General features: G+C 63.1%; 11 protein-coding genes. 10 read left to right on the top strand and 1 reads right to left on the bottom strand.

Annotation, left to right across the window (positions count from 1 at the left end):
- Positions 1-8 precede the first annotated feature (8 nt).
- The 7 genes from cpaB (at position 9) to ASD01_RS27320 (ending at position 7,948) form a co-directional block, all read left to right on the top strand.
- Positions 9-818, top strand: coding sequence for a Flp pilus assembly protein CpaB (gene cpaB / locus ASD01_RS27290; RefSeq protein WP_034805067.1), 810 nt, complete (start codon positions 9-11; stop codon positions 816-818).
- On the top strand, positions 815-2,392 hold the full coding sequence (locus ASD01_RS27295) for a type II and III secretion system protein family protein (RefSeq protein WP_051659690.1): 1,578 nt from the start codon (positions 815-817) through the stop codon (positions 2,390-2,392). Before cpaB ends, ASD01_RS27295 begins: the two co-directional genes overlap by 4 nt.
- 92 nt (positions 2,393-2,484) lie before the next feature.
- A complete protein-coding gene (locus ASD01_RS27300; protein ID WP_034805061.1) occupies positions 2,485-3,144 on the top strand; it encodes a CpaD family pilus assembly protein in 660 nt (219 codons plus the stop codon).
- 18 nt (positions 3,145-3,162) lie between these two features.
- Positions 3,163-4,449, top strand: coding sequence for an AAA family ATPase (locus ASD01_RS27305; protein ID WP_034805058.1), 1,287 nt, complete (start codon positions 3,163-3,165; stop codon positions 4,447-4,449).
- Positions 4,450-4,466: 17 nt separating this feature from the next.
- Entirely contained in the window at positions 4,467-5,933 is a 1,467-nt protein-coding gene (locus ASD01_RS27310) for a CpaF family protein (protein WP_034805055.1), read from the top strand.
- An 8-nt stretch (positions 5,934-5,941) separates the two neighbouring features.
- Positions 5,942-6,952 (top strand): type II secretion system F family protein, encoded by a 1,011-nt coding sequence (locus ASD01_RS27315; protein WP_034805052.1) that lies wholly within the window; start codon positions 5,942-5,944, stop codon positions 6,950-6,952.
- A gap of 9 nt (positions 6,953-6,961) precedes the next feature.
- Entirely contained in the window at positions 6,962-7,948 is a 987-nt protein-coding gene (locus ASD01_RS27320; protein WP_034805049.1) for a type II secretion system F family protein, read from the top strand.
- 93 nt (positions 7,949-8,041) lie between these two features.
- On the opposite strand, the gene ASD01_RS27325 is transcribed toward ASD01_RS27320, so the two are convergent.
- Complete coding sequence (locus ASD01_RS27325) at positions 8,042-8,866, bottom strand: tetratricopeptide repeat protein (protein ID WP_034805046.1); 825 nt, start codon at positions 8,864-8,866, stop codon at positions 8,042-8,044.
- Positions 8,867-8,997: 131 nt separating this feature from the next.
- Here ASD01_RS27325 and ASD01_RS27330 point away from each other — a divergent pair, with 131 nt between their 5' ends.
- The 3 genes from ASD01_RS27330 (at position 8,998) to ASD01_RS27340 (ending at position 11,688) form a co-directional block, all read left to right on the top strand.
- Positions 8,998-10,389: a leucyl aminopeptidase family protein gene (locus ASD01_RS27330; RefSeq protein ID WP_034805043.1), complete on the top strand. Its 1,392-nt coding sequence runs from the start codon at positions 8,998-9,000 to the stop codon at positions 10,387-10,389.
- 87 nt (positions 10,390-10,476) lie between these two features.
- Positions 10,477-10,827, top strand: coding sequence for a MarR family transcriptional regulator (locus ASD01_RS27335; protein WP_034805040.1), 351 nt, complete (start codon positions 10,477-10,479; stop codon positions 10,825-10,827).
- A gap of 6 nt (positions 10,828-10,833) precedes the next feature.
- Complete coding sequence (locus tag ASD01_RS27340) at positions 10,834-11,688, top strand: C40 family peptidase (RefSeq protein ID WP_034805036.1); 855 nt, start codon at positions 10,834-10,836, stop codon at positions 11,686-11,688.
- The last annotated feature ends 92 nt before the right edge of the window (positions 11,689-11,780 follow it).

Raw genomic sequence — 11,780 nt, forward strand, 5'->3', positions numbered from 1 at the left:
AAACAATCATGAAACCGGTTCGCATCATCATACTGGCAGTGGCCGTTCTCTCGGCTGCGATGGCCGGTCTTTTGGCGATGAGGCTGACGGGCGCGCCTGCGCCACAGATGGCTGAACCGGTCGTCGAGCGTGCCCCCACCGTCAATGTGCTTGTCGCCAGCAAGAGCCTGCCCGTCGGATCGCGACTGGGCGGCGACAGCATCCAATGGATGGCCTGGCCGAAGGACGGCGTGGTCGATGGCATCATTACCGAAGAAAATCAGCCGACCGCGATCGATGATCTGAGCGGTGCCGTCGTGCGTCTGCCGATCTTCAACGGCGAACCCGTGCGCCACGAAAAGGTGGCAGATTCGTCCAGCCGCATCATGTCGTCGCTGCTGCCGGCCGGCAAGCGCGCCGTTGCGACCGAAATCACGGTCGCAACCGGTGCCGGTGGCTTCATCCTGCCGAACGACCGCGTCGACGTGATCATGGTGCGCAAGGGTGATGGCGAACTCTACCTGACCGAAACCGTGCTCAGCAATGTGCGTGTGCTCGCGATCGACCAACAGGTCGAGGAAAAGGATGACGGCACCAAGGCGGTGGTTGGAACCACGGCCACGCTGGAACTTACGCCCGACCAGTCGAAAGTGATGACGGTCGCGCAGCAGATGGCGGAACGTATTTCGCTGGCGCTCCGAAGCGTCGCCGACGCGCAGGAGTCTGACACGGACGCCGCGGACTATCTGCTGAGCGGCGACGGCCAACCGAACATTCAGGTCATCAAGTCCGGCTCCATCGTCAAGGGCGATGGAACGGTCGGCCAGACGCAGCAATGACAGACACGAGCAGGAACCAGGTGAGAACGGGGCATAAGGTGAAACGGAGCGGAAACAAATTTCGGGCGTCTGTCGCAGCCGGCCTATCATTCTGCCTGGCGGTTACCGGCATGTATCTGCCGGCGCCGACGGAAGCGTTTGCCGGCGCGTCCTCGGTCGTCCGCATCGTCGAAAGCGGCCCCGGCGTGAAGAAGAAGGTCAGCCTCGGTTTGAACAAGGCCGTAGTCGTCGATTTGCCTGCAGACGCGCATGATATCCTCGTTGCCGACCCGTCTCTCGCCGACGCCGTGACCCGTACGTCGCGGCGCATCTACCTCTTCGGCAAGTCCGTCGGCCAGACCAACATCTTCGTCTTCGGTCCCAATGGCGAGGAGATCGTCTCCCTCGACATCGAGGTCGAGCGCGACGTCTCCAGCCTTCAGTCCAACCTGCGCCGCTTCATTCCGGACGCCGATATCAATGTCGAGATCGTCTCGGACAACATCGTGCTGACCGGCACCGTGCGCACACCGCTCGATTCCACCCGTGCCGTCGACCTTGCCAAGGCCTTTCTTCAGGGCGGTGAGGCGACCACGCGCAACATCACGGCCCAGGGCAACAATGGTGACGCCGATATTTTCGCCGAAGACCGCCAGGTGTCGCAGATCGTCAATCTCCTGACTATCGATGGCGACGACCAGGTCAATCTCAAGGTCACCGTGGCCGAGGTCAGCCGCCAGGTGCTGAAACAGCTCGGCTTCAACGGCCGTGTTGGCGACGGCGAAAGCGGGATTGCTTTCCGAAATCCGGCCAACCTCGGCGATGCGGTCGGCGTCGGCGTGAACGCGATCATCAACAAGACGGTCGGCGGCACAGTGATTTCCAGCTACATTAACGCGATGGAGCAGGCTGGCGTCATGCGGACGCTGGCTGAGCCAAGCCTGACGGCGATTTCGGGCCAAGAAGCCAAGTTCTACGTCGGCGGCGAGTTTCGCCTGCCCGGAACCCAGGAAGTCACGATTGATGACAAGACCGGCGAGGAAAAGGTTACACGCGAAGTCAACGATGTCGAATACGGTATCCGCCTGAACTTCAAGCCGGTCGTCCTCGGCCCAGGGCGCATCAGCCTGAAGATCGAGACGAACGTCTCCGAGCCTACCTACGAGGGATCCGTCGTCACCGGCAACGGCAGGAACGCGATCCCTGGCAACACCTTCCTCGGCATCCGCAAGCGCGAGGCATCGACCAGCGTCGAACTGCCGTCCGGTGGTTCAATCGTGATCGCCGGCCTGGTTCAGGACAACATTCGCCAGGCGATGTCCGGCCTGCCGGGCGCTTCGAAGATCCCGGTGCTGGGCACGCTGTTCCGCAGCAAGGACTTCGTGCGCAACGAGACCGAACTGGTCATCATCGCCACGCCTTATCTGGTCCGTCCGGTCGCCAGAAGTGCGATCTCCCGACCCGACGACAACTTCAATCCGGCCAACGATCTCGACAGCTACTTCCTCGGCCGCGTGAACCGCATTTACGGCCGGCCGGAAGCGGCCGCTCCGGCAGGCCGTTACCACGGCAACGTTGGCTTCATCTACAAATAGGCTGGGTCATGACGCTTCGAACCGATTTCCACGTGAATTCCGAAAGGCCGAACGCCATGTCCTCAGGTCCGTCCGGAACATTCATCCGTCGCATGAGCCGGGCAGCCGTCCTGGTGCTGGCCGGTGCCCTGCTTGCCGGTTGCGGCACGAGGGACAATCTCGCGACTGGCTCCATCCCCGATGACTACCGCACCCGGCATCCGATTGTGCTCGCCGAGGGGGAACGCGTCATCGACATCCCGATCGCCTCGGGCGATCGCCGTCTTACTCAGGGTACGCGCGATGTCGTCGCCGGTTTTGCGGCCGACTATCGCAACTCGGCAAGCGGCGTCGTGCAGATCATGATGCCGCGGGGCGCTGCCAACAGCCACGCCGCCCAGGCGATGCGCCGGGAAATCCGCGGCGTGCTGGTGAATGCAGGCGTACCGGCCAAGAGGTTGCTGGAGACGAGCTACGACGCCGGACCCTATGGCGACGCGGCCCCTATCCGTCTGAGCTATGTGGCGATCACGGCACAGACGGGACCTTGCGGCACCTGGCCGGAAGACCTGAACCTCAACACCTTGGAAAACAAGAACTATTACAACTTCGGTTGCGCCTCGCAATCGAACCTGGCGGCCCAGCTTGCCAACCCGACGGACCTCCTCGGTCCGCGTCAGATGTCGCCGATCGACGCCGAGCAACGCGGCCAGGTGATCACGGATTGGCGTGGAACCGAGAAGAAGGACGGCACGGTCATCACCTTCAACTGATATCGGCTGGATGAAAAGATGAGTACCATCGATTACAGGATCGAGACTGGCACCGAGGGGGACGACCCGTCCTTCGATGCGCGTATGAGCGATCTGGAGCAGGTTCGTCCGTTGCCGCGGATTTCGATCCACGCGTTTTGCGAAAGCAACGCGATGTTGCAGCTGATGGAGCGGTGCGGCCAGGATCGGCGCATGGCGAAAGTTAGCCTGCGCATCAACAGCGGCAGCATCGATGCCGCCGCCAACATGTTCGCGACCGTATCGACGCCCAACCTGATCATTCTCGAGACGGCGACGGAACCTCGGTCGCTGCTGACCGAACTGGCGCCGCTGGCGGAAGTCTGTGACCCCAGCACCAAGGTGATCCTCGTCGGCAAGCACAACGATATCGGGCTCTACCGCGAACTCATCCGCAACGGCATTTCCGAATACATGGTCGCGCCGGTCTCGATGCCGGACATTCTCACTGCCGTTTCGGCGATCTTCGTCGACCCGGATGCCGAGCCCTTGGGGCGAAGCATCGCCTTCATCGGTGCGAAGGGCGGTTGTGGATCGTCCGTGATCGCGCACAATTGCGCCTGGGGCATCTCCAGCCTATTCTCGACCGAAACGATTCTCGCTGATCTCGACTTGCCCTATGGCACCGCCAACATCGATTTCGACCAGGATCCGCCGCAGGGCATCGCCGAGGCGGTCTTTGCGCCGGAGCGCCTGGACGAGGTATTTCTCGATCGCCTGCTGACCAAGTGCTCCGAGCACCTGTCGCTGCTTGCGGCACCTTCGATGCTCGACCGCGCCTATGATTTCGAGACCGGGGCTTTCCACCCCATCCTCGAGATCCTGCAGCGCAGCGCCCCCGTCTCCGTTCTCGACATTCCGCATCTGTGGACGGACTGGACACGGTCCGTGCTCGGCGAAGCCGACGAGGTGGTGATCACGGCGATCCCGGACCTTGCGAGCCTGCGCAACACCAAGAACCTGCTCGACGCCCTGAAGAGGCTGCGCCCCAACGACAAGCCGCCCCACCTGGTGCTGAACCAGGTCGGCATGCCGAAACGGCCGGAGATCGCCGCCAACGAGTTCTGTGATTCGCTGGAAATCGAAGCCGCGGCCATCATTCCCTTCGATGCTGCCCTGTTCGGTAACGCTTCGAACAGCGGGCGGATGATCGCCGAAATCGACAAGAAAGCGCCGGCTGCTGAAACCTTCTCGCAGCTCGCACATCTTCTGACCGGCCGCGTGACGATGAAGAAGGCCCGGCGCGGCGGCCTCGGCAAGATGCTTGCAGCGCTCGGCAGGAAATAGGACGTAGGATTACGCAGATGTTTGGCAAGCGCGGAAACGAAGGCTTCGGCAAAGGCGGCGGCACCCCGGTTTCCGCCCCTCCGCCGATCGTGGCTGCGGTGCAAGCGCCGGTGGTCGAGCGCGCCGTTCCGGTTCTTGCCGAAACGCCCTCCGCTGGTGCCAGGCCGCCGACGCCCGCTCCGCCGGCAAGACGGCGGCAGGCGCGGACGGAAGACTACTACGACACGAAATCGCAGGTCTTCTCCGCGCTGATCGACACGATCGATCTGTCGCAGCTCGCCAAGCTCGATACGGAGAGCGCGCGCGAGGAAATCCGCGATATCGTCAACGACATCATCACGATCAAGAACTTCGCGATGTCGATCTCCGAGCAGGAGGAATTGCTCGACGATATCTGCAACGACGTTCTGGGGTACGGTCCGCTCGAACCGCTGCTTGCCCGCGACGACATCGCCGACATCATGGTCAACGGTGCAGGCCAGACCTTCATCGAAGTCGCCGGTAAAGTGCAGGAATCGGAAATCCGCTTCCGCGACAACGCGCAGCTTCTTTCGATCTGCCAGCGCATCGTCGGCCAGGTCGGTCGCCGCGTCGACGAATCGAGCCCGATCTGCGACGCCCGCCTGCCGGACGGGTCCCGCGTCAACGTCATTGCCCCACCGCTCGCCATCGACGGCACGGCGCTTACCATCCGCAAGTTCAAGAAAGACAAGCTGACGCTCGAGCAGCTGGTCCGCTTCGGCTCGATAACGCCAGAGGGCGCCGTTCTCCTGCAGATTATCGGTCGCGTCCGCTGCAACATCGTCATTTCGGGCGGCACGGGCTCGGGCAAGACGACGCTTCTCAATTGCCTGACACGCTATATCGACACGGATGAGCGCGTGATCACCTGCGAAGACACGGCCGAACTCCAATTGCAGCAGCCGCATGTCGTGCGCCTCGAAACCCGCCCACCGAACATCGAAGGCGAAGGCGAGATCACCATGCGCGATCTCATCAAGAACTGCCTGCGCATGCGCCCCGAACGCATCATCGTCGGCGAAGTGCGCGGCCCGGAAGTCTTCGACCTGTTGCAGGCGATGAACACCGGCCATGACGGCTCGATGGGAACCATCCACGCCAACACGCCGCGCGAATGCCTGAGCCGCATGGAATCTATGATCGCGCTTGGCGGTTATACGCTGCCGGCAAAGACCGTGCGCGAGATCATCGCCGGATCGGTGGACGTGATCATCCAGGCGTCCCGCCTTCGCGATGGTTCCCGCCGCATCACCCACATCACCGAGGTGGTGGGCATGGAAGGCGACGTGATCATCACCCAGGACCTGATGCGCTACGAGATCGATGGCGAAGACGCCGGCGGGCGGATCATCGGCCGCCACATGTCGACCGGCATCGGCCGGCCGCACTTCTGGGATCGCGCGCGCTACTTCAACGAGGACAAGCGACTGGCCGCGACCCTCGACGCGATGGACAAGGGCTAGGAGCTGCGATGTTCGGGATAGACATCACCGTTATGGCGCTAGCGGCCCTCGTCGCCATATCGGCGGCGGCGCTTGCCTACGGCCTGCTGTTCTCGCGCATCGAAAGCGAAAAGAAGGCGGAAGGCCGCGTGCGCAAGATCAGCGCGGCGGAAACCGACCGCGCCAAGATGAAGGCCGCGCGCGACCGCGTGAGCGAACTGTCGAAACGGCGAAAATCCGTCCAGGATTCGCTGAAAGAATTGGAAAAGAAGCAGCAGGAACGCTCGGCAAAGACAGCGCCCTCGATGAAGGTGCGTCTCACCCAGGCGGACCTGTCGATCTCCATCGGGCGCTTTTATCTGTTCAGCGCGCTCTTCGGCTTTTTCGCCTTTCTGGTCGTGCTGATACTGGGCGCCGGGCTCCCCATTGCCGTCGGCTTCGGCCTGGTCGCCGGGCTCGGCCTGCCGCGCTGGTTCATCGGCTACCTGGTCAAGCGGCGCTGCAAGAAGTTCCTCGAGGAATTCCCGAACGCGCTTGAGGTCATGGTCCGCTCGATCAAGTCGGGCCTTCCCTTGAACGACGCGCTACGTCTCATCGCCGCCGACGGCCAGGAGCCGGTCAAGACCGAGTTTCGCCGCGTGGTGGAATCCCAGCAGGTGGGCCTGAGCGTGACCGAAGCCTGCGCCCGTATGGTCAACAGCATTCCCCTGCCGGAGGTGAATTTCTTCGCCATCGTGATCGCCATCCAGGCGCAGGCGGGCGGCAATCTCTCGGAAGCCCTAGGCAACCTGTCGAAGGTCCTGCGCGAGCGCAGGAAGATGAGAGCGAAGGTCAGTGCCATGTCGATGGAAGCCAAGGCCTCGGCCTGCATCATCGGCGCCCTGCCGTTCATCGTCGCGCTTTTGGTCTACCTGACATCGCCCGCCTACATGATGGTGCTTTTCACCGACCCCCGCGGTCATCTGATCATCGGTGCCGGCCTGTTCTGGATGAGCATTGGCATTTGGGTGATGCGCAACATGATCAACTTCGACATCTGAGGGGCGTCGATGAGCACTGACCTGATCAAGACCCTGACCGATCCCAACGTCGTCGTCGCCATTCTGGTTTCGCTCGCCGTGCTCGCAACCTTCTATTCGCTGATCGTGCCGCTGTTCGATCGCGGCGATCTCGGCAAGCGGATGAAGTCCGTTGCGACCGAGCGCGAGCAGATCCGGGCGCGCGAACGCGCGCGGCTTGCCGCCGAGGTTCAAAACGGCCGGGCAAGCCTGCGCGGGCAGAACAACGCCTCCATCCGCCAGGTCGTCGAACGGCTCAACCTGCGCTCGGCGCTCGTCGACGATAATACCGTCAACCGGTTGAAAATGGCCGGCTTCCGTTCGCAGAACGCGCTCAACACCTTCCTGTTCGCGCGCTTCTGCCTGCCCTTCCTGTTTCTGCTCGTCGCGCTCGTCTATATCTTCGTACTCGGCAATTTTGCCGACAAGCCGCTGATGGTGCGGCTCTTCTTTGCGATCGGCTTTGCCTATCTTGGCTTTTATGCGCCGAACATCGTCGTGGCCAACGCCATCACCAAGCGCCAGGCGTCGATACGCCGGGCCTGGCCGGATGCGCTGGATCTCCTGCTGATCTGCGTCGAATCGGGCGTGTCGATGGAGCTCGGCATGCGTCGCGTCGCCGACGAGGTGGCATCGCAATCGCAGCAACTGGCGGAAGAGCTGGTGCTGACGACGGCGGAACTGTCGTTTCTGCCCGAGCGCCGGGTTGCACTTGAAAATCTCGGACAGCGCACCGGCCTCGACGAGGTGAAATCCGTGGTCCAGGCACTGATCCAGGCGGACCGCTACGGTACGCCGATCGCTCAGGCCCTGCGTGTGCTAGCGCAGGAAAGTCGCGACCAGCGCATGACGGCAGCCGAGAAGAAGGCGGCTGCACTGCCGCCGAAGCTGACTGTACCGATGATCCTGTTCTTCCTGCCGGTGCTGGTCGCCGTCATCCTTGGACCCGCGGGCATCCAGGTCGCCGACAAATTCTAGGCAGCGGCGCCGCTGTCGGCGCTCTACAATCATGGGCGGTAGATGGGAAGCGCTAGAGGCGCCAGGAGCGTCTCTGAAGAACGCGGCGCGCCTTTAGTTGGCGACCTTCTTGTCGTCGGCCTTGGCGAGCTCTTTCCATGCGCCCTGCTGCGAAAGCATTGAGCGCAGATAGGCGACGTTCGCTTCCGCCTGCTCGCTGGAAAGCTCCTGGCGGGCGATCGTCTCGGCTTCCTGGAAGCGGCCCTGAAGGCCGACGGCGAGCGCGAGGTTCTGGCGCACGCTGCTGTCGGCGCCGGGCTGGCTTGCCGCCAACTTGAGATAGGTTTCGGCGGTGCGAAGGTCCTTGGTCAAAAGATAGGACATGCCGAGATTCGAGAGTACTGACGGCTCGTTCGGCTTGAGGTCGAGAGCCTCGCGGTAGCGCAGTCGCGCCTCCTGGGCGCGGCCCAGCTGGTCGAGGATTGCGCCCTCGGCCGATTTCAGCTTCCAGTCTGGACGGTCGGGTGTCTGCGCTCGGCCGATTGTCGCAAGCGCCTGCTCGAGCTGACCGGCGGCGGCCTGTGCCTTGCCGTAGGCGCCGAGCACTTCGCGGTCCGACGGATGGTTGATCGCGACCTGCTGCATCACCGCAAGCGCCTGCTCATTGCGGCCAGTCATGCGCAGGAGATTGGCATAGTTGAGGCCCGCTTCGCGATCCTTGGGGTTCTTTTCATACGCCTGGCCGATGCTTTCGGCAGCGGCCGAAAGCTCAGGCGCGGTCATCGACTGCACCGGTTTTGACGTTCTGGAGATCGACCCTGTCGTCAGTTCCTTCTTCGGCTGGTTGGCGCAGCCGGCAAGCGAAAGCGCCACCAGCGCGATCGCCGCGCCCTGCAAGAAACGGGCGCGTTTCGAGGATGAGGTCGTATATTTGGCCATGTGTGTCCCCAGCATGCATTCGCGCACCTGAACTTCAGACAACACCGGCGCAACTTTCACTCCAGCAATAATCTGTTAACCCTAACAGAGCGTTAATGGCGCGATTCCATCTCTGTCAGCCGAGGACTTTCATGGCTCCCTATCAGTTCATCGAGCGGCCGTCGCCGTTCAACACCAGCGCCGGCAAGACCCTGCCGATCTTCGCCGTCACGCCGGCGCATATCGAGACGGGGACGATCGACCCGATCGCTTTGGACTGGGCGCGCAAGGCATGCTTTACGGCCGAGTCCGGCGCGGTGTTGTTGATCCCGTCCGCCGACGGCCATCTTGGCGGCGCGCTCTTCGGCCTCGGCAGCAACCCGTCGGAAGCGCCGTTCCTCGCAGGCAAGCTGGCGCGGGCGCTGCCGGCCGGCAAATGGCATATCGAAACGGCACCGCTGACGGCCAACCGGCTGGCGCTCGGCTACGGCCTCGGCTCCTATCGCTTCGAGCGCTACAAGTCCGCCAAGGGCGAACCGCCGACGCTGCTCATCCCCGCCGATGCGGACGCGACCGACATCAAGCGCCAGCTCGCTGGCGTGTTCCTCGCCCGTGACCTCATCAACACGCCGACCAACGACATGGGACCGGAAGCGCTCGAAGGCGCGTTCCGCGCGCTTGCCGCCCACTACAAGGCCGATGTTTCGGTCATAACCGGCGAAGCGCTGCTGACGCAGAACTTCCCGCTGGTTCACACCGTCGGCCGCGCCAGCGCCGAGGCTCCGCGCCTGCTGGAGCTGCGCTGGGGCAAGAAGGGCCACAAGAAGGTAACGCTCGTCGGCAAGGGCGTGTGCTTCGATACGGGCGGTCTCGACATCAAGCCGTCGGCCTCCATGCTGCTGATGAAGAAGGACATGGGCGGTGCCGCCAACGTCCTTGGCCTGGCGCTAATGATCATGGACGCCAAGCTCAAGGTGGATCTGCGCGTCATCGTGCCGGTGGTCGAAAACTCTATTTCCGCCAATGCCTTCCGGCCGGGCGACATCTATCGCAGCCGCAAGGGCCTGACCGTGCAGATCGACAATACCGATGCCGAAGGCCGGCTGATCCTTGCCGACGCGCTCGCCTATGCTGACGAAGAGAAGACGGATCTGCTCGTCGACATGGCGACGCTGACCGGTGCCGCGCGCGTCGCGCTCGGCCCGGATCTGCCGCCTTTCTTCACCGACGATGCCGATCTGGCCCACGATCTGACGGAAGCAAGCCTCGAGGTCGACGATCCGATGTGGCGCATGCCGCTCTATAACGGGTATGACAAGGATGTCTCGGCCCGCATCGCCGACCTCACCAACGCGCCTGCGGGCGGCATGGCCGGATCGATCACTGCGGCACTCTTCCTCCGGCGCTTCGTCACCAACGCCAAGAGCTGGGTCCATTTCGATATCTTCGGCTGGGCTCCGTCCGAGCGCCCGCATTCGACGGTTGGCGGGGAGGCGCAGGCAATCCGTGCGCTTTACCAGCACGTCCAGAAGATGACGAGGTAACCGCAACCAGGCGTAACCGGCAAAGAAACGCTTGCGTAACGATCCGCCGCTATCGTGGCGGATCAGTATCACGCGTAGGAGCCGCCATTGCCGATCGAGCTAACGCCCTCCCAGGCCCTCGGGCTTTGGCATTCGGTGTCGCTCGCCCAGGTTCGCGTCGACAGCCGCGACCTGACCTTGCGGCAGCTGGCGATCCTGCTGCACATCTACCTCGTGCCGCCGCCGCACACCGTGCGTGGATTGGCGGCGACGCTTGGGGTCACCAAGCCGGTCATCACCCGCGCGCTCGACACCATGGGAGCGCTTGGACTTGTCGATCGCACCCGCGACGAGCGTGATCGCCGCAACGTCGTCATCAAAAGGACAGTCGAGGGTGCTCTCTATCTTGAAAAATTCGGTGACCTGATCATTGATCAGGGCCGCAAGCAGCTGAAGTGAGTAGACATGTCGACACCGCCCGATCGCCGCCTGAACGCCTATCGCCCCGACCTCGCAGAGAGCCGGCTACGCGGTGTCGTGCAAGCCGAACGCTACGTCGAGGGAAGCGTTGCGCGCATCTCTGTTCCGGTTGCGCCCCTGCGGGCCAAGCCCGATCTCGCCTGCGGCACCGACACCGAGCTGCTGCTCGGCGAATCCGTTCGGGTACTCGACACCAACGAAAGCTGGTGTTGGGTGAAGGCCGATCTCGACGGCTATGTCGGCTATCTTCCGGAGTATTGCCTTGCGCCGGTGGTCAAGAGCCCGACCCATATCGTGACGGCGCCGCGCACCTTCGTCTATACCGGCCATGATCTGCGTTTCCCGACGGTCTATCCGCTGTCGATGGGCAGCCGGTTGACGGTTGTCGATGAACGCGAAACGAGGGGCACGCGCTACTTTCTGCTCGACGGCGGCCAGGCGGTCATCGCCAATCACTGCATCGAGGTCGGCAGTGTCGTGCCGGGAGACTATGTCTCGGTCGCTGCCCGCTTCGTCGAAACACCCTATCTCTGGGGCGGGCGTTCCGGCTTCGGCATCGATTGCTCCGGCCTTGTGCAATTGTCGATGATGATGGTCGGCAGGCAGGCGCCGCGCGATTCCGACATGCAGGCGACGGGGTTGGGAACGCCGATTGGGCGCGAAGAGCTCACACGCGGCGACCTCGTCTTCTGGAAAGGGCACGTCGCGCTGATGGAGGACGACGAAACCCTGATCCACGCCAACGGTCACACGATGACGGTTGCGCGAGAGGGCTTGGAGGCCTCGATCGAGCGGATTGGCTGGCTCTATGAGCAGCCGACGGGCTACCGCCGTCCCTGAGCGCCCGCAAACGGAGCGTAGGGGGGCGCGAGCCTCCGCAATCGTAGCCGATGAAGGCAAAACACCCGTTCACGTCGCAGAATGCGACGCTG

The sequence above is a fragment of the Ensifer sp. Root423 genome, from assembly GCF_001426275.1.
In the GTDB taxonomy this organism is placed as follows: Bacteria; Pseudomonadota; Alphaproteobacteria; order Rhizobiales; family Rhizobiaceae; genus Ensifer; species Ensifer adhaerens.

Bases quoted from the DNA above. Each gene is read 5' to 3' on its own strand.
- ASD01_RS27310 (WP_034805055.1), top strand. From the start codon at position 4,467: ATGTTTGGCAAGCGCGGAAACGAAGGCTTCGGCAAAGGCGGCGGCACC.
- ASD01_RS27330 (WP_034805043.1), top strand. From the start codon at position 8,998: ATGGCTCCCTATCAGTTCATCGAGCGGCCGTCGCCGTTCAACACCAGC.
- ASD01_RS27300 (WP_034805061.1), top strand. From the start codon at position 2,485: ATGAGCCGGGCAGCCGTCCTGGTGCTGGCCGGTGCCCTGCTTGCCGGT.
- ASD01_RS27305 (WP_034805058.1), top strand. From the start codon at position 3,163: ATGAGTACCATCGATTACAGGATCGAGACTGGCACCGAGGGGGACGAC.
- cpaB (WP_034805067.1), top strand. From the start codon at position 9: ATGAAACCGGTTCGCATCATCATACTGGCAGTGGCCGTTCTCTCGGCT.
- ASD01_RS27320 (WP_034805049.1), top strand. From the start codon at position 6,962: ATGAGCACTGACCTGATCAAGACCCTGACCGATCCCAACGTCGTCGTC.
- ASD01_RS27295 (WP_051659690.1), top strand. From the start codon at position 815: ATGACAGACACGAGCAGGAACCAGGTGAGAACGGGGCATAAGGTGAAA.
- ASD01_RS27325 (WP_034805046.1), bottom strand. From the start codon at position 8,866: ATGGCCAAATATACGACCTCATCCTCGAAACGCGCCCGTTTCTTGCAG.
- ASD01_RS27315 (WP_034805052.1), top strand. From the start codon at position 5,942: ATGTTCGGGATAGACATCACCGTTATGGCGCTAGCGGCCCTCGTCGCC.
- ASD01_RS27340 (WP_034805036.1), top strand. From the start codon at position 10,834: ATGTCGACACCGCCCGATCGCCGCCTGAACGCCTATCGCCCCGACCTC.